This is a genomic window from Bacillus sp. RZ2MS9, from assembly GCF_001816185.2.
Lineage (GTDB): Bacteria > Bacillota > Bacilli > Bacillales > Bacillaceae_G > Bacillus_A > Bacillus_A cereus.
This window is the reverse complement of sequence record NZ_CP049978.1, coordinates 4542265-4562080: the sequence shown is the minus strand read 5'-3', so window position 1 is coordinate 4562080 and position 19816 is coordinate 4542265. Positions and strand designations below refer to the sequence as shown.

The window sequence follows — 19816 nt, the reverse complement described above, 5'->3', positions numbered from 1 at the left end:
ATAATACCAATTTAAGGAAGGGGTTGTAAATTGAATATTCTAATAATTCTACGGTTAAAGAGATACTAGTTCATTAAGTTTTTTTAATCTTATTCAGATGCTCGGGTGATGAAGAGGTTTTTAAGGTTGAATGTAAATAGAAAAAGGGAAGGTATAGAGAATGTACACATAAATACGTTGTAAAAATCATGTTAACAAAAAGAAAGTATAGCAAAGAAAAATGAGTTATGGGGTAGAATGTATTGTTTTTAAGTGTTAGAAGAAGGTACACTTGCTAAATTCAGAAATGATAATTCTAATGTTGTATTAGCATTGAAAAGAAATACTAACATTAGAACAAATAGGACAGTATAAAATGAATTAGATAATGAAGAAAGCCGCTTGTTTTTTCGGGGCGGCTTATTCTTTACATGTTTTAGTTTTCTTCTTCTTTGTAATTCAATGCAATCTCTACTATTTCTTCCGGTGTTAAATCCCTAAAATCCCAAAAGATTATATCACTTGGAGCGGGATGAGGTACACCGCTATTATTAAATTGGTTTACGTATTCATTAAGTTCTTCTTCAGGTAATTTAGGATTACAAATCTTTGTTACAAGTTCAATAAGTTCTTCTTTTGTCATTTTGAGTGTCATACTAACCATCCTTTCATAATCATTAACCTTTTTTACCGAAATGATATGAACGATCTAAAACATTTTGATGCATTTTAGGAGAAACAATTATTAAGTTATCGAGATTGTACACATCTCCACCCTGGTGAATTGGTTGTTTATGGTGCAAAATATATTGATTGTGCTGACCATCCTTCTCAGATAATGGAGCGAATGGAGCTTTACCCTCTTTCATAAGGTTTATATTTCTTTGGTTAAATTCTGTCGCATAGTCTGAATCAGCAACTGTTTTCCAAAACTCTTTTCTAAAATCATCAAAGGAGTTGAAATTTTTTCCAATTAGCTTATTTCGAATTTCTTGTGGAATAACACCAATTGAACCTTTATTATACATTAGTTTCTTTTGAGTCCCTAAACTTCGTTCAAGATTAAAACTTGAAGTTACTGTTCCTGGAGAATTTCTTTTTTGTGCACTTGAAATCGTAGTCTTTGCAAAATTATAGTAGGCTTGATTCAATTCGCTTTGAGGTATCTTGGTTGAGCATTATGTTTAGAGGTAAAGAGTATGGCATAACTCGAATTGATGAGTTTGAAGGTGATAAACAAGATTTAGTTATCTATGCTTATGTAATTAAATAGGAGGGAGGACTGTCCAAAGTTGGACTTACCTTTTTCAGTGGGGTATGCTCAAAGTTGAGCTGTCTCCGTTTTTGGCTAAGTGGGTTTGAACAACCGGGTTATTAGTAATAGAACAAGAACAGTAATAAGAAAAAAAAGGGCTATCTTCCTGGTGGGAAGTCGCCCCTTATTTAAAACACAACAATTGGCGTATTTTATCTAGAATCTACAGTTGTTTTTAATATTTCGAATTTCCCTTGTTTATCCACGGTAAACATGACATTATTATTGCGACTATCCATGCTTTCTTCTAGCACATCAGGGCTGGAATAGATGGTCTTAACTGTTATGTTATAAATACCCTCTGTTAACACGTGGCTCTTTTCAAAATCATTCATAATATTTTGAACATTGGGAACGGTTTCACTATTTTTGTAGGTATTGTAATAGTAACTGAAATTGATGACTCCTATATAATTAGCATGATCTCTAGGTGTACTATCTTTTAACGTTTTCATTATGTTGTCAGTGTTTATTTTTTGATCACGTTTGAAATTTTCAACTAATTCCTTTTCTTGTTGTTCATCTATATTTATATGTAAATAGTAATAGAAATTTTGTTTCCCTTTGTCATAGGCGGTAGGAGATTCACTTAATAAGTTATACTTTTTTATCATCTTATCGGATTGTTTCAAAACATCACGATGCTGTTCAACATAAGCCCCTTTAAATATTTCTAGAAAAACATCATCGCTTTCATTTTTAACTACTTCATAATGGGATTCACTGTTTGTAATTAAATAAGCAACAGTGTGGTATGGTTTTTTTATTTCCACGTAAGTGTTATGATCAGAAACTCCAAACCCACTATTAGCAGAAAGAATTTTAAATTCCCCATTCTTTATCCCGTAGTTTTCGGACAAATAAGCCCCTATTGGTTTTTCTAATAGTTTTGTGTCTGTAGAGCAACCATTTAATAGGAATAGTGGTATGCTCAGTAATAAGATAAAAACAGTTATTTTTAGTTTCCTCATTCTTCCCCCTCCTTAAACTACATTTTACCATTTTTAACTTAAGTTAGTAATATTTCCCGTTATTTAAAAACGCAACAATTGTTGTGTTAACATCAAATGGATGCGGGTATGTGTTTGACAGCGATTTTAATATTTAAAAGTATAGAGGGAATTGCTCTTATGGAAAGAAAAGAATAAGCTGTGGTGGATAATTCATCAAGTAAAAAAGTGAACGCATAAGGAAAATATTCGTTCACTTTTTTTATTCTTTATAAATATAGTTCATAATCCCCGTCAAAACTGTTCAGTCTTCCAAATAGTTCCTCGTATGGACTATGTTTTTTTGAAAAGCCATTTTTTAATGCAAAGTGGTAACCTTCTTCAGTTATAACTTCTTGTAATATTAATCGTTCAAAGCCTTTTTCTTTAGCGAATGTTTTAAACCATTCAAGAACAATACTGCCCTTACCTTGATTACTTGGGATAATGTTTATAGCAGTAATCGCCAAGTATGGATCGGGGAAAAATTCACTTCTAAGGTTAATGGTGACTTTAGATTTTTTAGAAGAAATATCTAGAGAATACTTAGAAAGACCCTCTATGAACATTATTTCATCTTGTACTAATTCGCCTAATAACATTTTTAATTCTTGAAAGTCTTGTACATGAAGAGGGATCTTGGTGAGTGTTTCTTTCAAAATAAGTAACTCCTTTTATCATGTGTTTTTTTGTACTTATCCATTTCTATACACACGCCAGCCTTTTATATTTTTGGTCCCAAACCAGCCCCACTTAGCCCCAGGTGCATTCGTTTTTATGCCTTATTTTGCATTATCAATAACAAATAAAAAAAGCCCAGGCCCCTTGATAAACAAGGTTCCTAAGGCTTTTAATAATACTCTTTGCAGAGTACCGAGATTAACGAGAGTAGAACTCTACGATTAATGCTTCGTTGATTTCAGCTGGTAACTCAGAACGCTCAGCGTGACGAGTGTAAGTAGCTTCTAATTTGTCAGCATCGAAAGTTAAGTATTCTGGTACGAAGTTGTTAACTTCGATCGCTTCTTTAACAACAACAAGGCTGTTAGATTTTTCGCGAACGCTGATAGTTTGACCAGGTTTTACACGGTAAGATGGGATATCTACGCGAGCGCCATCAACCATGATGTGACCGTGGTTTACTAATTGGCGAGCTGCACGACGAGTGCGAGCTAAGCCCATACGGTAAACTAAGTTGTCAAGACGAGCTTCAAGAAGGATCATGAAGTTTTCGCCGTGCTTACCAGGCATTTTACCTGCTTGGTCAAATGTGCGACGGAATTGACGCTCAGTCATGCCGTACATGTGACGAAGTTTTTGTTTCTCTTGTAATTGTAAACCGTATTCTGAAAGTTTCTTACGTTGGTTAGGACCGTGAGGACCTGGTGCGTAAGGGCGTTTTTCTAATTCTTTTCCTGTGCCGCTTAGAGAGATTCCAAGACGACGAGACAGTTTCCAAGCTGGACCTGTATAACGAGCCATAGTTGACTCCTCCTTTAAAAATGTTTTTATTTACGTAAAATAAAAACAGACGTAATCGATATTTACGGGCATTTTGTTTTCATGTACCTTCGCTCCAGCAGCAGGGAGTTACGAGATACACCTCCGTAGAGGAACAAAATACAAACGATAAACTCACATTACAAGGCTGCCTTTTTATTTTACACAAACGCTATTATATCTTTTACCCAGAGTTTCGTCAAGCGAGTACGTTTTTGTTTTATGCATATAAATTTTGGAAATTAATATAAGAAGGAATTTAAAACAATATAGAAGAAGAGATAGAAACACAAATAAAACGCTTACATAAAATGAAGGAAAATGTTCATCAAATTTTTATGGATGAATATGCGGCAATAAAAACATAAAGGGGATGTTTTTATGAAAAAGAAGCATATGGAGACAGCGTTAATTCATCACGGTTATACATCTGAGGAACATAAAGGAAGTTTAACACCACCTTTATTTCAAACTTCTACATTTACATTTGAGACTGCGCAGCAAGGAGAGGCGAGTTTTGCGGGAGTGGATCCATCTTATATTTACTCACGGCTTGGAAATCCAACTGTGAAATTATTTGAAGAACGTATGGCGGTGTTAGAAGGAGGAGAAGAGGCACTTGCCTTCGGATCTGGTATGGCAGCTATTTCAGCGACTTTAATCGGTTTTTTAAAGGCTGGAGATCATATTATTTGTTCAAATGGATTATACGGATGCACGTACGGTTTTTTAGAAGTGTTAGAAGAAAAATTTATGATTACGCATTCGTTTTGTGATATGGAGACAGAGGTTGATATTGAAAATAAAATTCGCCCAAATACAAAGCTTATTTTCGTTGAAACACCAATTAATCCGACAATGAAATTAATTGATTTAAAACAAGTGATTCGGGTTGCGAAGCGAAAAGGCTTACTTGTTATTGTTGATAATACGTTTTGTTCACCTTATTTACAAAGGCCGCTTGAGCTTGGCTGTGACGCTGTTGTGCATAGTGCGACAAAATATATTGGTGGTCACGGTGACGTTGTAGCAGGTGTAACAATTTGTAAAACGAAAGCATTAGCTGAAAAGATTCGCCCGATGCGAAAGGATATCGGCGGTATTATGGCGCCGTTTGATGCGTGGTTATTATTACGTGGGTTAAAGACGTTAGCAGTAAGAATGGATCGTCATTGTGATAATGCAGAAAAAATTGTATCGTTCTTAAGAAAACATGATGCGGTAGAAGGTGTTTGGTATCCAGAAGGGGAGTTAGCATCTCGTCAAATGAAACGCGGGGGCGGTGTTATTTCTTTTTCAGTAAAAGGCGGAAAAGAAGAGACGCAAGCGTTTATTAATGATCTTCACTTTATTACAATTGCGGTGAGTTTAGGAGATACAGAAACGTTAATTCAGCATCCAGCAACGATGACGCACGCTGCGATTCCAGCGGAACTAAGAAAAGAAATGGGCATTTTCGATAATTTAATACGCTTATCGGTCGGTTTAGAATCGTGGGAGGATATCGTTTCTGATTTAGAGCAGGCATTAAAGAAAATATCTACTGTTAATCAATAAAAAAAGAGTGAGCTATCGGTTTTGTACAGGACGTACTAAATCGATAACTCGCTCTTTTCTTTTTACATATGTTTTAGGAGTGTTTCCACAAACTTTTCTAAATAGCGCTGATCTAATTCATCAAAACGATTCTTTTCGGGACTATCAATGTCAAGTACACCAATGACAGCTCCTTCTTTCACAATTGGTACAACGATTTCTGAATTAGAAGCACTATCGCAAGCGATGTGACCTGGGAATTGGTGAACGTCTGCTACAAGCTGTGTTGTTTTCGTTTCAGCTGCTACGCCGCAAACGCCTCGTCCAAATGGAATGCGTACGCAAGCAGGCATTCCTTGGAACGGTCCAAGGACAAGCTGATTTCCTTCTGTTACGTAAAAGCCAACCCAATTAACGCGATCTAAAAATTGGTTTAATAATGCGGAAGCATTTGATAAGTTTGCGACTACGTTTGATTCGCCAGTTAATAACGCATCCAGTTGTTTAATTACTGTCTCATATTGCTGCACGCGAGATCCTGCATAACTTTCTTTAGTAAACATGGAAACAGCTCCTTTTTTATCGAGATGTGTAAAATATTAGCAAAATACGATGTATTTCACATGACTTTGTCGATAGAAAATTAAAGGAATTTGTCTTAAAAGTCAAGAAATTTAAACTATAGCTGTTCAGTGAGGGGAAGTGAGCGCATGAAGCAGACGAAACAAAAAGTAATTGATGCGGCAATATCGTTGTTTAATACGAAAGGTTATGATGGAACGTCGGTGCGAGACATTGCAAAGCGAGCGGATGTGAATGTAGCGAATATTTCATATTATTTTGCTGGGAAGCAAGGTTTATTAGAACAGCTTATTACTGATTTTTTAGAAGGATATATTCATGTGATTGAAATGTCGTTTGAACAGAGAGAGTATTTGTCGGCTAAAGATGTAATGGTGCAAATGGTGCGCGGGATTTTACGATATCAATTTGAAAATAGAGAACTAACACGTTTCTTCTACCGAGAGCTTTCGCTTGATACGACATTAATTCGTGAAGTGATGACCGTTTATTTTTCTAAAGAAAGATATTATATAGAACAAATGATTAGACAAGGACAAATGAAACAAGAATTTCAGAAAGTATCATTTACAATGTTTATGACGCAATTAAAAGGTATGATAAGTATGCCGTTTTTATATCCACAATATATATCAGAAGTACTCCATTCTTTCCCGTCTGAGACATTTTTCATAGAAATGTATACGAAAGAGATTGAGCAATGGATGGAACAAGCATTATGTAAAGCGAATATGTACCATGAATGGCCAAGAGCTGTTCATATGTGAAGAATCCCCACCTAACGAACTGAGGTGGGGATTTTTATGTTTACTTTTCTTTGCCATAAATTGTTACATAATAGCGCGATAATTGTTAATGCAGCTCCAGCGATTTCAATTTTATCGACTGTATAACCTCGAAAGATAGAACCAATGAGTGCAAGGATAGGAACTAAATTCATAAATAATATGCCGTTAATAGATGAAATATAGCGATTTCCCATATTCCAGCAAAATACAGCGATAACGCCTGCGATAATCGACATATAAAAGAGCTCAAAACGAACGCTCACAACTGTACGCAGTGACGGCATAGTAACTATATTTGTGTACGTTAAGAAAGTAACAATAACGATGAGTGAAATGGAGCCAAATAAACAAGTTAATGTCGTGTACCTAAGTGGTGACCAAGATTGAAAACGAGCAGCCCCGTTTGTATAAATGACCCAGCAAGTAACGCCGCATAGCATCAATATGTTTGTTGATAAGTGGCTTGCAGCTCCAAATAATAAGTGAATATTTCCTTTTGAAATGACAAGCATAACACCAAGTAATGCAACGAACATACAAAGGAATGTATAGTTTTGTGGGCGGCGATTTTTCGTTATCCATTGCAGTGATAAGGCAATCAGTGGCATAAGGGATTGAATCATAGCTGCATGGATTGCTCCGGAAGGTCCGGCAAGTTGTTGTCCGTAGAAAACGAGAAAACCATACCCCGCGAAACCGACTGTCCCGTAAAAGAACAGAGAAAGTGTTCTTTTTTCTAAGCGGAGTGAAGTCTTCCCTTCAGTAATTAATAGCAAAATAAGAAAAATAATAGCTGCTGATCCATAGCGAATCGTTGTGAAGAAGAATGGATCGATAAATTGCAGAGCATTTGCCATTACAGGAAACATAAATCCCCAGGCAGTGACGGCGAGTAAGCATAGAAAGGATCCGAGTAGCATTGGTTTTTTGTTCAAGAGTATCTTTCCCCTTTACATTTCGTTATAGTAAGTTGATGAAATAAGTATAAAGAGTAATTGTTTATAGGAGGAAATATCGATTTCTTATAACGGTTATAACTTTTTGTTAGAGGTGTGTACGATGGATTTGGAGGCAGTACGATCGTTTATTGAAGTGAAGCATACGCGAAGTTTATCAAAGGCAAGTAAGATTTTACATATATCACAACCAGCGCTTAGTAAACAAATTCAAAAGTTAGAAGCGGATTTAGAGGTTACTTTACTTAAACGTTCTGCGCAAGGAGTAGAGTTAACGGAGGCAGGAGAGTTATTTATAAAAAGAATGTTACCGATTTTGGAGCAAATAAATGAAGTGAAAACAGAAATGAGGGGGTATCAAGAGAACCGGAAGTTTTCAATTGGTATACTACCGAGTTTAGCGGAGCATTACATATCAGAATGTAAAGATATATTAGGTGATGAGTTCGAAGTGGAATGGCAAATCGGGCATACAGAAGTATTAAGAGATTTATTTAAAGCGCGGGAGATTGACGCGATGTTCATCGATTCAGTAGTAGAAGGTGCTACGTATATAAAAGAAGTGCAACAAGAGAAAATTGTTTGTGCCGTTTCAAATAATCATCCGTACAAAGAGAAGATAGTCATTCAAATAGAAGAGCTGCACAATGAAAAATTAATTGTATATCCAGAAATATGTGATGTAAGGAAAATGATTATGAACATGTTTCATGAAATAGGTGTAAAACCAACTATAGCTGTGGAAACATCTTACGCAGAACCGATGCTTGCAATGGTAAAAGCTGGCCTTGGTATCACGTTACTTCCAGAAAGGGCAGTAGAGCAGTCTGTAAGGCAAGGAAATGTACATGTAATTTCTGTTGAACCACCACTCATGCGGAAAATTTATTTCGTATCCCATACGAAAGATTGTTTGTTATTACAATCATTTGAGGATAGGTAGTGAGGTAGGCGGAATATTGAGAAAGATTACAATCACATTGAAAGGAACATGAAATTTTTAAAAAAACTAGGTCAAAAACAAACCATTACATGGTATGATTAGTACATTGTTAGTTGTTAAATATAGGGGAATTCCCTTTTTATACATAATGCCTTCCATTTCATAAACGGAACGGACAAAAAAAGAGATATAACTAGGAGGCTTTTTTGCATGGATTCTATCCTGACGATCGTTATCATTGTAGTAAGCTCTATTCTAGTGCTGCTCATGATAGAGCTTGTGATAAGAAATCGTTCATATAAAGATATTGAAGCACTGGAGCAGTGGAAACAAGAGATAAAAGATAAACCTGTGGCAGATGAACTAAAACGGGTAAAAGATTTAAACATGACGGGTCAAACAGAAGAACTGTTTGGTAAATGGCGTGAAGAATGGGATGAAATTGTATCAACAACCCTTCCGAAAGCTGACAAAGATTTAGCGCAAGCGCGAAAATTCGCCTCGCAATTCTCCTTCCGAAAAGCAAAGCATGCGATGAACGAATCCATAAGTGGTTTAGATGACGCTGATAATCGTATTACTGACATTTTAAATGAATTACAGCAATTGTTAGAAAGCCATGAGAAAAATAGCTCGGAAATTGAAGGGTTACGTGATACATATCGTAGTATGAAAAAGAGTGTTCTTGCTCATAGACATATGTATGGAGCAGCAGAGCAGAAAATCGAAGAGATGCTAGACGCTGAATCTGAGAAATTTAAAACCTTTGAAGAAGCAACAAACAATGGCGACTATTTAAAAGCGAGAGAAATTGTTATTAGTTTGGAAGAAGGTTTAGCAGATTTAGAAATCATTATTCACCAAATTCCAGATTTATTGGTAGAGTGCCAAGCGACGTTACCAGTTCAGCTGGAAGATTTATTACACGGACATAATGATATGGTAAGACAAGGTTATGTATTAGATTATTTGGAAGTCCCTAAAGAAGTTCGCGATATGACGAAACAACTACAAACATGTTTAATGGATATACAGGAGCTTCATATAACAGAAGCGGCTGAAAAAGTAGAAAACTTAAAAACTCGTTTAGATGGCTTCTACGATCAATTGGAACAAGAAGTACATGCGAGACATTATGTGGAGCAAAAAACACTTTCTGTTTACGATGACTTAGAAGAAATGCGTATCGAAACGATTGAAACGAAAACAGAAACACAACTTGTGAAACAAAGCTATCAGTTACAAGATAAAGACATTGAGTCTCAAAAAGTAATTGAAAAGCAAATGCACATTTTAACGAAACGTTTTGAAATGCTACAATTACGCGTTGCAGAACAAGATATTGCCTTCTCTATTATTCGCGAGGAACTAGAAGAGGTTTATGAGCAATGTGAAACGTTAAAAGTACTTCATGCAGAATATAAAGAAATGCTGCAAACGATGCGCAAAGAAGAATTTGAAGCACGTGAGAAGTTACAAGAAATGCGAAATACTATTTTCGAAACGAAACGCTTTATGCAAAAGTCGAATTTGCCAGGTCTTCCAGAGAGTATTATGGAAGATTTAAAAAGAGGGCAAATGGCAATGCAAGCTGTATATGAACAATTAGAAGTGAAGCCGTTAAATATGAACGCTGTAAATAGCAGTTTAGAAGAAGCATACACAACTGTGAACGGTGTAGCTGAAATGACAGAAGAGTTAATTGGACAAGCATATTTAGTGGAAAAATTAATTCAGTACGGTAACCGTTACCGTAGTCATGATGAAAACCTAGCAGAAAGTTTAAATTATGCTGAGAAATTATTCCGTGAATACCAATACGATGCAGCTCTAGAACAAGCGGCTTCAGTATTAGAGCAACTTGAACCTGGCGTTGTTCAAAAAATAGCTGAATATGTAGACAATGAACAAACCCTTTCATAAAAGGGTTTGTTTTTTTATGTAATTTTGCAGGCGATGTTGCTATAATGAATAGCGGAATACAGCAAGGTTATTCGTTTCAAAATAAAGTGAAACTGTAATCGGTGGGAAGATTCATCCCCACTGATTACTAGCCTTCACCAATCGGGCATTTACGGGCAGTTAATCTCCCATCTAACTTCTTTGCTCTAACTGGATTTTGAGGTGAGAGTCTTATTGCCCGTTAACGCGGGATAAAGTGAAACTGTAATAGGAGGGCATCCTCGCCAATTATTAGCCTTCACCAATCGAGATAAAACGGAACCTTTGCGTAGTCTTAGCGTAATGACACGTATTTATGATATGATTATATGATGTGATAGCGCTGAAAGGGGAAGAACGATGATCTATTTTGATAATAGTGCGACGACTAAGCCATATCCAGAAGCTCTTCAATCGTACGTGACGGTTGCTGGGAAATATTTTGGTAATCCTTCTTCTATTCATTCGCTTGGAGGAGAGGCAGAGCGTCTATTAACACAATCAAGAACGATTGCAGCGCAGCTTCTTCGTGTTAAACCTTCTGAAATTATTTTTACATCAGGTGGAACGGAAGGGAATAACCTTGCGATTAAAGGGATAGCGATGAGGAATCGTTCGCGTGGTAAACATATCATTACAACAAATATTGAACACGCGTCTGTGTTTGAAGCATATAAGCAATTAGAAGAACTCGGGTTTGATGTAACATACTTACCGGTTAACGAGCATGGTGTTGTATCGGTAGAAGATGTGAAACGAGCGCTTCGTGAAGATACGATTCTTGTGTCAATTATTCATGTGAACAACGAAACTGGAGCAATTCAGCCCGTTGCTGAAATTGGAACGTTATTATCGAATCATCCGAAAATAAGATTCCATGTAGATCATGTACAAGGGATAGGAAAAGTACCGCTTGATTTATATGCTTCTCATATTGATCTTTGCTCAATATCTGGACATAAATTCCACAGTGTAAAAGGAACAGGTCTTCTTTATGTACGCGATGGCGTAAGATTAGATCCGATTTTATCAGGTGGTCAACAAGAGCTTAAGTATCGCTCTGGTACAGAAAATTTACCTGGCATTGTAGCGATGGTGAAAGCACTTCGCATGACAATGGAACAAGTGAAAGAAAAGGTAGCTCATTTGCAAAGTTTACAAGCAGAGCTTGTTCGTTTCTTTAAAGAGATGGAAGATGTAACGATTAACACGTCGCTTGCATATGCAGCACCGCACATTTTAAATGTATCATTTGTTGGTTTAAAACCAGAAGTAGTCGTTCATGCTTTAGAAGAACACGGTGTATATGTGTCAACGAAATCTGCTTGTTCTTCAAAAGCAAATGAAGTGAGCAGAGTGTTAGTGTCAATGGGAGTGCCGCATGCAGCAGCTGCAAGCGCTATTCGTATTAGTTTAGCACCAGAAAACACAATGGAAGAAGTAAAACAATTTGAAGGTATTGTAAAAGAGACGATGCCAAAATTATATGAAGTGATGAGGTAAAGAAATTATGTTGAAATATGAATATATTTTAGTGCGTTACGGAGAAATGACGACAAAAGGTAAGAACCGTTCTAAGTTTGTAAGCACATTAAAAGATAACGTGAAGTTCAAACTGAAAAAATTCCCAAATATTAAAATCGATGCAACACATGATCGTATGTACATCCAGTTAAATGGTGAAGATCATGAAGCAGTCTCTGAAAGATTGAAGGATGTATTTGGTATTCATAAGTTTAACTTAGCGATGAAAGTACCATCAGAATTAGAAGACATTAAAGAAGGTGCATTAGCAGCTTTCTTACAAGTAAAAGGTGATGTGAAAACATTTAAAATTACTGTACACCGTTCTTATAAGCATTTCCCAATGAGAACGATGGAATTATTACCTGAGATTGGCGGACACATTCTAGAAAACACAGAAGATATTACAGTAGATGTTCATAATCCAGATGTAAATGTACGCGTAGAAATTCGCAGTGGCTATAGCTACATTATGTGTGATGAGCGTATGGGAGCTGGCGGTTTACCAGTTGGCGTTGGCGGAAAAGTAATGGTACTTCTTTCTGGTGGTATTGATAGCCCAGTAGCAGCTTACTTAACGATGAAACGCGGCGTATCTGTGGAAGCAGTTCACTTCCATAGTCCACCTTTCACAAGTGAGCGTGCAAAACAAAAAGTAATCGATTTAGCGCAAGAGTTAACGAAGTATTGTAAACGAGTAACGCTTCACCTTGTTCCGTTTACAGAAGTGCAAAAAACGATTAATAAAGAAATTCCATCTAGCTATTCAATGACGGTTATGCGCCGTATGATGATGCGTATTACAGAACGTATTGCTGAGGAGCGTAACGCACTTGCAATTACGACTGGTGAAAGTCTTGGACAAGTAGCAAGCCAAACGTTAGATAGTATGCATACGATTAACGAAGTAACAAACTACCCAGTTATTCGTCCGCTTATTACGATGGATAAATTAGAGATTATTAAAATCGCTGAAGAAATCGGCACGTATGATATTTCAATTCGTCCATATGAAGATTGCTGTACTGTATTTACACCAGCAAGCCCAGCGACGAAGCCGAAACGTGAAAAAGCAAATCGTTTTGAAGCGAAATACGATTTCACACCATTAATCGATGAAGCTGTAGCGAACAAAGAAACAATGGTATTACAAACGGTAGAAGTAGTGGCGGAAGAAGAAAAATTTGAAGAACTTTTCTAAAACCATAAATTACCATATTTAAAACGTGTATGAAGTCATGTTATTTATCACACTCTATACTCACAAGGAGGTGATATAACATGTCACGTAGCACAAATAAATTAGCGGTTCCTGGTGCTGAATCAGCATTAGACCAAATGAAATACGAAATCGCTCAAGAGTTTGGTGTTCAACTTGGAGCTGATGCAACAGCTCGCGCTAACGGTTCTGTTGGTGGTGAAATCACTAAACGTCTAGTTTCACTAGCTGAGCAACAATTAGGCGGTTACCAAAAATAATCCCATATGATGGCTTAGAAAGAGCGGGTTCTCCCGCTCTTTCTTTTTTGTGTTGTGTCGCTATTTGTCGGTAAGTCGATGTAATTTCATTTACTAATTCGACAGAACTGAAAAATTTGTCAAAAGAAGAGGGTTCAAAATTGACAGAAAATTCTTTATTATATAAAGGAGGCATAAAGAAAAGGGAGGATATTTTATGAAGAGAGAAGAATTGTTGGCGCCACCGTCTTATAATTTAGTTTCTGAAATAGAGAAATATACAGGTGATAAAGAGAAGTTAGCTTTAATTTGGCAAGATGATAAAGGGAATCGAAGGGAAGTTACATACGCTGAATTAATGCAAGGTGCGAATAAAATTGGAAACGCTTTTATAAAAAGTGGTTTGCAAAAAGGGGACAAGCTTCTCATTATGATGCCGCGTTTAATTGAAGCGTACATGACGTATATTGCTGCTATTAAAGCAGGATTTGTCGTAATTCCAAGCTCGGAAATGTTACGTAAAAAAGATATAGAATATCGAATTGGACATGGAGAAGTAAAAGCGATAGTAAGCTATGAGCCGTATATTAGGCAGTTTGATGATATAGAAGCGATGGAATCTCTTCGAAAATTTGTCCTGAGCGAGCAGTCAGTAGATGGATGGATTAATTTAAAAACAGCGTTAGAAACAGAGAGTGACATGTTAGAAATGGCGAAGACAGATAAAGAAGATATGGTCTTTTTATCTTACACGTCAGGAACGACAGGAAATCCGAAAGGTGTCGTTCATACACATGCGTGGGCATACGCTCATTTACGTACGAGCGCTCCAAATTGGCTCGGAATTGAAGAGAATGATATTGTATGGGCAACAGCTAGTCCAGGCTGGCAAAAGTGGATTTGGAGCCCGTTTTTAGCAACGCTAGGATCAGGGGCAACAGGATTTGTATATCACGGTAAGTTTGAACCGAAAACGTACCTGAACTTATTAGACGATAATAAGGTGAATGTGCTTTGTTGTACACCGACTGAGTATAGATTAATGGCAAAGGTAGAAGATTTAAGCCAGTACAATTTAGAGGCGTTACATAGCGCTGTATCAGCAGGTGAGCCGTTAAATAGAGAAGTCATTGGAACGTTCCAAAAGCACTTTCATATTACAGTGAGAGACGGCTATGGGCAAACGGAAAATACATTACTTGTTGGTGTAATGAAAGGGATGGATATTAGACCAGGTTCAATGGGGAAACCAACGCCAGGTAACCACGTCGATATCGTAAATGAGGAAGGTACTCCAGTTAAAGTAGGCGAAGTTGGTGATATTGCAGTTCACATTGAAACGCCGGCCCTCTTTAAACAATATTACAAAGACGATGAACGTACAGCGATGCAATTCCGCGGTGATTATTATATTACAGGTGATAAAGCGAAGAAAGATGAAGACGGCTACTTTTGGTTTGAAGGGCGCGGTGATGATATCATTATTAGCTCTGGTTATACAATCGGGCCGTTTGAAGTAGAGGATGCACTTGTAAAACATCCTTACGTAAGAGAATGTGCAGTTGTCGCAAGTCCTGATGAAATTCGTGGAAGTGTCGTGAAGGCATTTATCGTATTAAGAGAGAATATAGAAAAGAACGAAGAAACATTAATTCCAACACTCCAACAACACGTCAAAGAACTCACTGCACCATATAAATACCCTCGCAAAATTGAATTTGTAGATGAACTACCAAAAACGATTTCTGGAAAAATTCGCCGTATTGAACTTAGAAAACAAGAGATGGAGATTCCGTCAAAATAATTTTGAAAACAGTGGAGTAAATAGTTGAATGAAATGCAAAACAATGATAATATAAAAAACGAACACAAGTTCGATTTTATAAACTTAAAAAAGAGGTGTCCGTATGATTTTAGGTATTAATCCGTACTTAGTTTTAGATGGTAGTGGGCAAGAAGCTGTACAGTTTTATAAAGAGGCTTTAGATGCAAAAGTAGAAGTCATGCAAACTTTTGGTGACATGCCTGAAAATCCAGAATACCCGATTCCAGCTGAAGCGAAAGAGCGCGTTTTACACGCTACTTTAAAAGTTGGTAATACGGATCTTATGATTTCTGATACATTCCCAGGTCAAGGACATGCAAACGGATCTCAAGTAACAATTGCAATTCAAATTAGTAATGCAGAAAAAGCAAAAGAAGTATTCGATAAGTTACAAGAAGGTGGAGAAGTTATCATGCCACTTCAAGAAACATTCTGGAGCCCAGCATACGGACAAGTAAAAGATAAATTTAATATTGAATGGCAAGTTACAACGTCTACTACTGAACAAAAGTAATTTTTAGAAAAGCACCATGTTTTGAAATGGTGCTTTTTTTTATACAATAAAAAATAAAGGAGATGGGATATATGGGAGAAATTTGGTATGGCGGCACCATTTACACAATGAGAGAAGAAAATGAAAAAGTGGACGCTGTTTACGTTGAAAACGGCATAATTGTTGATGCTGGTAATAAGGGAGAATTAGAAAGCAAATATTCAAACGTAAAGTTACATGACCTAAAAGGAAAAACAATGATCCCAGGTCTCGTTGATAGCCATATGCATCTTATTGGGCATGGAGAGAGATTACTTCGTCTAGATTTATCAAATTGTACATCTTATAGCGAAGTACTGACTCTTGTTCAGAAGCGAGTGGAAGAAGCTCCAAAGGGCTCTTGGATTATTGGAGAAGGATGGAATGAAAATAACTTTACAGATACGAAAGATGTTCACGCGCGTGATTTAGATGAAATTTCGAAAGACCATCCTATTTTATTAAAGAGAGTTTGTCGTCACGTTACATGGGTGAATTCATACATACTGCAAGAAGCGAATATAACAGAAAAGGCAGAAGATCCAAAAGGCGGGAAAATTGGCAGAGATTCATCAAATAAGTTAACAGGACTTTTATATGAACAAGGGCAAGAATTAATTAAACATGTTCAGCCAGAAATTGATGAAGCTTATTTACAAAGAGCTCTGCAAACAGCGATTAAAGATTGCTGGAAATACGGACTTGTTGGCGGGCATACGGAAGATTTAAATTATTATGGTGGTTTTAGAAAAACGCATAATGCGTTTTCTCATGTGATAAAAGAAATGCCATTTAAAGCCCATTTGCTCGTTCACCATGAAGTAGCACATGAACGAAAAGAATATGAAAATGAACATTATATTGAATTTGGGGCAATGAAAATTTTTTCTGACGGTTCTTTTGGCGGAAGAACAGCATTATTAAGTGAACCGTATGAAGATGCGAAGGAAACGAATGGGGTTGCGATTTTCTCATGTGAAGAACTTGCAGAATTAGTGAAGAAAGCACGAGATTTACATATGCCAGTTGCGATTCATACTATCGGTGATTTATCGCTTGAATATGTCATTGATGCACTCGAATTATATCCACCAGCAAAAGGGTTACGTGACCGCATTATTCATTGTCAGCTTGCTCGTGAGGAGTTAATTGAAAGAATGAAAAACTTGCAAGTCATTATAGATATACAGCCAGTCTTTCTTTCATCAGATTTTCCGTCAGTCATTGAAAAACTAGGAGAGTGCCGTCTTCGTTATGCGTATGCTTGGAAGACATTACTGGAAGCAGGGCTACATTGTAATGGTGGCTCAGATGCCCCCATTGAACAAGTAAATCCGTTTCTAGGTATATATAGCGCTGTTACACGTAGAAGTTTTATTGACGGTGTATGCTATATGCCTGAGGAAAGATTAACGGTATATGAGGCTGTTTCTTTATTTACAACAGGAAGTGCCTATGCAATTGGAAAAGAAGCGAAGCGAGGGCAAATTACAAAAGGATATGAAGCAGACTTTACAATATTAGACCGCAATATGTTTGAAATTGAGGCAGAAGAAATAAAAGAAGTAGAAGCAGAAATGACCGTAATAGATGGCCAAGTTGTCTATAGAAAAGATGCATAAAAATATATGAGCGATTTTCGGAATATATCGACTGTAACTCGAAATATATAAGCGATTATTGAAATATATCTACCGTAACTCGAAATATATGAGCGATTATTAAAATATATCGACTTACCGACAAAAACTGACAAGAATAACGGGTGGATAGTAAGAGAGTATTGTCCGCGCCAATCGGGGTAAATAAATAACCGCAGAATTATGGAATTCCATAATTCTGCGGTTATTTTAATCCTATAAAAACGTTCTCTGTACTTTTTCCCAGAAAGAATTGTTTTTTAATTTAACTGTTTTAATTTGTTTATCGCTTAAGCGTACAACAGCTTTTTCCACTTGTTTAATGCTAAGCGCTTCGTTATCCATGCCGATAACAGGATAATCGTTACCGTCTGGTCTTAGTTTTAAAGTTAATGTACGTTCGTGATTTAAAATGAAAGGTGAACCGAGCGTACGGTAAGTGTTGTTGTTTAAAGATGCTAGTTCGCTTACTTGGAAACATGGAATAAGTGGGTCAACAACTGCGCCATGCAATGATTTATTGTAAGCAGTACTTCCTGTTGGGGTAGAAACTACTAAACCGTCACCTCTAAATGTTTCGAAATATAAATCATCAACGTGAACATCTACAACGAATGTTTTTATAATACTAGAACGTAATGAGAACTCATTTAAACAATGGAAAGATGTACTGTGATCTACATCTACCTGAATTGTTGGATATTTACGCACTTCAATTTCATTTTTTGTAATTTCTTGAAGGGCTGTATCAACGTGATCAATATGGAAATCGCAGTAGAACGAAGTTTCATCTTTCGTAGAAATCCCTGCGTATAAGCAATCTTCCCTAAAACCAGTTTTACGAACGGCTTGTAAGAAGGTTGCATCATCTCCAACACTGACGATAGCGTTTGCATTTTTTGGATGATCTAATATGGTAAATCCATTCTCTTCTAAAATACGATAGATTGGTTTCATTTTTTCAACGAGCGTTGCTTTGTCATCACCATAAAAGAAAAATAAATTGCGACGATCTGCCATTATGTATCCCTCCACTGCAGTTAAATTTTCTGTTTTTCGTGCTACATATCATTAGAGTCCGTTCCCTGATGATATGTTCAAATAATATATTTCGATATAAAATGTCAAAACACCTTTTTATTTTTAGAAAAATTTTTATATTCAATCTTATAGAACTCTGTTTAATGATGAATAAAGTTGTCGATAATGGGTACGGAGTGAAAGGATGATACGTATGAAGTGGCTCGTAATTGGAATAATAATTCTTCTTCTTTTTATTTTGTTTATACTATTGTCAAAAATAAAGCTTAAGGTGACATTTTTATATTCAGAAATGGAAAAGAAATGTTTGCTTCAAGTGAAAATATGGATGATTCGATATACATTTGATGTGTTGGAAAGAATTGAAAAACAGCAGAAAAAGACAGGACAGAAAATCGAAAAAGCTGAAGAGGACGGCGGACTCGATAATAAAATTATGGCGCAACTTGACAGCATTGGTGAACTGATAAAAAAGCTTCAAGAAGTTCATACTATTGTTAAAGATTTTCTCAAACGAGTGAAAATCAATGGTTGGAAATGGCATACACAAATTGGAGCAGGCGACGCAGCTAGTACTGGAATTGTCACTGGATATGCATGGGGGACAAAAGGTATGGCTGCTGGAGTTGTCGGACAATATATGCATATTGTCGACGTACCAGAATTTGAAATTACCCCAGTTTTTCAAGGAAAAGGATTTGCATCAAGATGTGAGTTAACAGCATCTTTTCGTATATTCCGCACTATAAAAACAGCGGTGAAATTGCTCATATTTATGAGGAAGCAAAGATCTGGTATGACAGAAAAATCTGTTCAAGCATAGGGGGGATATAGAATGGACCATCCAATTCAAGGTTTAATGACAACAGCAATGCAGCATTTAAAACAAATGACTGATGTAAATACAATTGTTGGTGACCCAATTAAAGCGGCAGATGGAAGTGTAATTCTTACTGTTTCGAAAGTAAGTTTCGGATTTGCTGCTGGTGGAAGTGAATTTGGTAAAGTAGAACATTCAGGCCGCCATCCATTTGGCGGGGGAAGTGGTGGAGGAGTTTCTATTAATCCTGTTGCTTTTCTTGTTATAAATGGAGATGGTGTGAAAGTATTGCACTTAGATAAACAAACACATGTCATCGATAAAATAATTGAATTAGCGCCACAAGCTGTTGATAAAGTGAAAGAAATGATGGATAAACGAAAAGAAGATGATCCTGAATTTCAAATTTAACGAATAAAGAAGCTAATCAATAGGTTAGCTTCTTTA

At 36.6% G+C, this 19816-nt stretch carries 19 protein-coding genes and 2 pseudogenes; 13 read left to right on the top strand and 8 right to left on the bottom strand.

Annotated elements, in window-relative coordinates; genetic code table 11:
- Nucleotides 1-415: 415 nt before the first annotated feature.
- Both BHV55_RS23260 and BHV55_RS23255 read right to left on the bottom strand, forming a co-directional pair.
- Nucleotides 416-634, bottom strand: coding sequence for a bacteriocin immunity protein (locus BHV55_RS23260; protein WP_000172895.1), 219 nt, complete (start codon nucleotides 632-634; stop codon nucleotides 416-418).
- A 22-nt stretch (nucleotides 635-656) separates the two neighbouring features.
- A pseudogene (locus tag BHV55_RS23255) lies at nucleotides 657-1151 on the bottom strand (T7SS effector LXG polymorphic toxin); the annotation flags it as partial.
- Between the two features lie 8 nt (nucleotides 1152-1159).
- Between BHV55_RS23255 and BHV55_RS27955 the strand changes: the two are divergent.
- Nucleotides 1160-1252: pseudogene (locus BHV55_RS27955) on the top strand (phage head closure protein); the annotation flags it as partial.
- Between the two features lie 194 nt (nucleotides 1253-1446).
- Here BHV55_RS27955 and BHV55_RS23250 read toward each other — a convergent pair.
- From BHV55_RS23250 to rpsD, 3 genes are all read right to left on the bottom strand, one after another.
- Complete coding sequence (locus BHV55_RS23250) at nucleotides 1447-2265, bottom strand: hypothetical protein (protein WP_070756996.1); 819 nt, start codon at nucleotides 2263-2265, stop codon at nucleotides 1447-1449.
- Nucleotides 2266-2513: 248 nt separating this feature from the next.
- On the bottom strand, nucleotides 2514-2942 hold the full coding sequence (locus tag BHV55_RS23245; protein ID WP_070756995.1) for a GNAT family N-acetyltransferase: 429 nt from the start codon (nucleotides 2940-2942) through the stop codon (nucleotides 2514-2516).
- A gap of 220 nt (nucleotides 2943-3162) precedes the next feature.
- Entirely contained in the window at nucleotides 3163-3765 is a 603-nt protein-coding gene (gene rpsD, locus BHV55_RS23240) for a 30S ribosomal protein S4 (protein WP_000135317.1), read from the bottom strand.
- Between the two features lie 399 nt (nucleotides 3766-4164).
- Here rpsD and megL point away from each other — a divergent pair, with 399 nt between their 5' ends.
- A complete protein-coding gene (gene megL / locus BHV55_RS23235; RefSeq protein ID WP_000726606.1) occupies nucleotides 4165-5340 on the top strand; it encodes a methionine gamma-lyase in 1176 nt (391 codons plus the stop codon).
- Between the two features lie 62 nt (nucleotides 5341-5402).
- Here megL and BHV55_RS23230 read toward each other — a convergent pair whose 3' ends face one another.
- The gene (locus tag BHV55_RS23230; RefSeq protein ID WP_000494337.1) at nucleotides 5403-5882 is read right to left on the bottom strand and encodes a GAF domain-containing protein; all 480 of its coding nucleotides are present in this window, start codon (nucleotides 5880-5882) and stop codon (nucleotides 5403-5405) included.
- A gap of 147 nt (nucleotides 5883-6029) precedes the next feature.
- Between BHV55_RS23230 and refZ the strand changes: the two genes are divergently transcribed.
- On the top strand, nucleotides 6030-6668 hold the full coding sequence (refZ, locus tag BHV55_RS23225) for a forespore capture DNA-binding protein RefZ (RefSeq protein WP_000814923.1): 639 nt from the start codon (nucleotides 6030-6032) through the stop codon (nucleotides 6666-6668).
- An 11-nt stretch (nucleotides 6669-6679) separates the two neighbouring features.
- Here refZ and BHV55_RS23220 read toward each other — a convergent pair whose 3' ends face one another.
- Nucleotides 6680-7624, bottom strand: coding sequence for a DMT family transporter (locus tag BHV55_RS23220; protein WP_070756994.1), 945 nt, complete (start codon nucleotides 7622-7624; stop codon nucleotides 6680-6682).
- 124 nt (nucleotides 7625-7748) lie between these two features.
- On the opposite strand from BHV55_RS23220, the gene BHV55_RS23215 reads away from it, so the two are divergent.
- The 8 genes from BHV55_RS23215 (at nucleotide 7749) to BHV55_RS23180 (ending at nucleotide 17490) form a co-directional block, all read left to right on the top strand.
- Nucleotides 7749-8588 (top strand): LysR family transcriptional regulator, encoded by an 840-nt coding sequence (locus tag BHV55_RS23215; RefSeq protein WP_000362528.1) that lies wholly within the window; start codon nucleotides 7749-7751, stop codon nucleotides 8586-8588.
- 210 nt (nucleotides 8589-8798) lie between these two features.
- Nucleotides 8799-10511 (top strand): septation ring formation regulator EzrA, encoded by a 1713-nt coding sequence (gene ezrA / locus BHV55_RS23210; RefSeq protein ID WP_000377305.1) that lies wholly within the window; start codon nucleotides 8799-8801, stop codon nucleotides 10509-10511.
- 378 nt (nucleotides 10512-10889) lie between these two features.
- A complete protein-coding gene (locus tag BHV55_RS23205) occupies nucleotides 10890-12032 on the top strand; it encodes a cysteine desulfurase family protein (RefSeq protein WP_000638992.1) in 1143 nt (380 codons plus the stop codon).
- Nucleotides 12033-12039: 7 nt separating this feature from the next.
- Nucleotides 12040-13254, top strand: coding sequence for a tRNA uracil 4-sulfurtransferase ThiI (gene thiI / locus BHV55_RS23200; RefSeq protein WP_000922337.1), 1215 nt, complete (start codon nucleotides 12040-12042; stop codon nucleotides 13252-13254).
- Nucleotides 13255-13334: 80 nt separating this feature from the next.
- A complete protein-coding gene (locus tag BHV55_RS23195; RefSeq protein ID WP_000091640.1) occupies nucleotides 13335-13532 on the top strand; it encodes an alpha/beta-type small acid-soluble spore protein in 198 nt (65 codons plus the stop codon).
- A gap of 196 nt (nucleotides 13533-13728) precedes the next feature.
- Nucleotides 13729-15315: an acyl-CoA synthetase MbcS gene (gene mbcS / locus BHV55_RS23190; protein ID WP_070756993.1), complete on the top strand. Its 1587-nt coding sequence runs from the start codon at nucleotides 13729-13731 to the stop codon at nucleotides 15313-15315.
- Nucleotides 15316-15418: 103 nt separating this feature from the next.
- On the top strand, nucleotides 15419-15850 hold the full coding sequence (locus tag BHV55_RS23185; protein WP_000600356.1) for a VOC family protein: 432 nt from the start codon (nucleotides 15419-15421) through the stop codon (nucleotides 15848-15850).
- 71 nt (nucleotides 15851-15921) lie between these two features.
- The gene (locus BHV55_RS23180) at nucleotides 15922-17490 is read left to right on the top strand and encodes an amidohydrolase (protein WP_070756992.1); all 1569 of its coding nucleotides are present in this window, start codon (nucleotides 15922-15924) and stop codon (nucleotides 17488-17490) included.
- A gap of 234 nt (nucleotides 17491-17724) precedes the next feature.
- Here the strand turns inward: BHV55_RS23180 and BHV55_RS23175 are convergent, their stop codons facing one another.
- Complete coding sequence (locus BHV55_RS23175; protein WP_000785186.1) at nucleotides 17725-18528, bottom strand: NAD kinase; 804 nt, start codon at nucleotides 18526-18528, stop codon at nucleotides 17725-17727.
- 205 nt (nucleotides 18529-18733) lie between these two features.
- On the opposite strand from BHV55_RS23175, the gene BHV55_RS23170 reads away from it, so the two are divergent.
- Together BHV55_RS23170 and ytfJ are read left to right on the top strand one after the other, a co-directional pair.
- Nucleotides 18734-19372 (top strand): DUF2953 domain-containing protein, encoded by a 639-nt coding sequence (locus BHV55_RS23170; protein WP_002101410.1) that lies wholly within the window; start codon nucleotides 18734-18736, stop codon nucleotides 19370-19372.
- Nucleotides 19373-19384: 12 nt separating this feature from the next.
- Nucleotides 19385-19780 carry a GerW family sporulation protein gene (ytfJ, locus tag BHV55_RS23165; protein WP_000350003.1) on the top strand — a complete coding sequence of 132 codons (396 nt, stop codon included), beginning with the start codon at nucleotides 19385-19387 and terminating at the stop codon, nucleotides 19778-19780.
- The last annotated feature ends 36 nt before the right edge of the window (nucleotides 19781-19816 follow it).